This is a genomic window from Bacillota bacterium (assembly GCA_033549065.1).
In the GTDB taxonomy this organism is placed as follows: domain Bacteria; phylum Bacillota; class Dethiobacteria; order DTU022; family DTU022; genus JAWSUE01.
Map to the genome: position 1 here is coordinate 1 of JAWSUE010000033.1, position 1,844 is coordinate 1,844.

2 protein-coding genes are annotated in these 1,844 nt (G+C 38.4%); both read right to left on the reverse strand.

Translation table 11 applies throughout. From position 1 onward, the window contains the following. On the reverse strand, window positions 1-248 hold a 248-nt coding region (locus SCJ97_11555), incomplete at its 3' end, for a hypothetical protein (GenBank protein ID MDW7740666.1). 118 nt (window positions 249-366) lie between these two features. Next, a complete protein-coding gene (locus SCJ97_11560) occupies window positions 367-1,503 on the reverse strand; it encodes an ATP-binding protein (protein ID MDW7740667.1) in 1,137 nt (378 codons plus the stop codon). Between the last annotated feature and the right edge of the window lie 341 nt (window positions 1,504-1,844).

A 1,844-nucleotide genomic window follows, 5' to 3' on the forward strand; every position in this document is an offset into this window, starting at 1 on the left:
AGAAGATAGTTTTGATCAGGCGAAACCAGCGGCAGCTCTGTACTATAGCGAGGCCCCTCTTTGCTGATAAAGACTTGATCTGATAAGTCTTCTATGCTAACGTCTGGCTCTTCTTCATCTTCAACAGGCACCTCCGCAGGCGGATCTTCTTCAACGGGCTCCTGTGCTGCGCAGCCGATGATTAAAAACATCAATAGCACTCCCATAATCAATAAAAACCTTTTCGCCGGCAAATTCAATCTAAACATTTTGAGTTCACCTGCCCCCTAAAAAATAACCGCCAAGATACAGCGGCAGATTGTATTAAGATCGTAACATTTTGCATTACTCTAAGCAAATGGAAAAAGTTGCTTATTATTGAAATGTTTATTGCAGGAATTCATAATAATTATCCCTGGTTATTATTGAAATCGTAGCCGGTTCGTAGTTGGCTTTGAAGCTTTCAGCAGTAGCTTTTTTAATTTTTGCCCTTCCCCATTTGAGCTCATAAGCGCTAAATCTGCCATCGTATTCTTCTATATAATCAATTTCTTTGCCATCATGGGTGCGCCAGAACCAGAGATTCCTCTTTTTGGACTGCAGCTGCAAGTGCTTTAACCTTTCTGCAATCATAAAGTTCTCAAAAAGTGCTTCCTTGTCTTCCCGCAAATCTATCGGTTGAAATGCTAAAATAATACTATTTCTTATCCCTGTATCATAAAAAAAGATCTTTTCCTTGCGCGCTATTTCATTACGTCTATTGCGGGATAAGGGTTTTAGCCTAAAGATAACGAATGCTTTTTCCAGCAGGTCGATATACCGTTCTATTGTTTCCCTGCTGGTATTTAATTTTGAGGCAATTTCATTTCGAGATACTTCACTTCCAAGCTGGAGTGCGATAAGCTGTAAAATATTTGTCAGTAACCCTGGTTTTTTTAGATTCTCAAATTCCATAATATCCTTATAGAGGTATTTCGATGATAAGTTAGTAATTAACATTTCGGCGTCAGTTTCACTCTTATCAACTATTTCCGGGTATAAGCCATAGCGCATAAAGAATGGCAGAAGTGTATCTATTTCGTGTGTTTTGTATAGTTGGCCAAGTTCATTTAATGAAAAAGGAAGCAGCAAAAATTCAATACCCCTGCCGGTAAGCGGTTCGTTAATATCAGATCTAAGTTTAAAGCTGCTGGACCCAGTGGCAATAACCTGTGTATCTGGCATAGTATCATGAATTATTTTCAAGGTTAAACCGATATTTCTTATACGCTGGGCTTCATCAATTACAATCAGTTTAGCTTTATCAATTATTCTTTCTAAAAGTAGCGGTTCCGGGTTTTCAAATCGTTGGGCAATGGAAGAAATATCGCAGTTAAAGTAGTTGTTTTCTGAACCGTGGGTTTTTAATATTCTTTTGGCCAGTGTGGTTTTACCCACCTGACGTGGCCCAAATATTGTTATAATTTTTCCTTTAAACAGCCAGGATTCAATTATAGGTTCCAGATCTCTTTTGATTTCTATCATTTTCAACATCCTTTTATGTTGGCCCTATTTGTTAATCCATAAACTATACAACATTATTATACCAAATATTGCAGGTTAAGTCGCATTAATATATTAAAAAACGCAGGTTAGGCTATGAATATATTGGCGGTTGATGACTCTTGGCAAAACATGGCTTATCCCACTCCCACTTTTCTTTCTGGCTTATCTCGTCATTTTATCGCCTCGTGGAATGAATACCAAGGTCATCTGAAGTTGTCAAACCCCCGTCCCCTTGGCACATTAATCTTCCCTGAAAAATATGGCCAACAGTTTGGTGCCTTTTATTGTACCGTTGAGTATAGATACCATTTAGCTGCCGC

What these genes read in the sequence shown, in the direction of transcription:
- SCJ97_11560 (MDW7740667.1), bottom strand. Translation starts at nt 1,503, where the DNA reads ATGATAGAAATCAAAAGAGATCTGGAACCTATAATTGAATCCTGGCTG.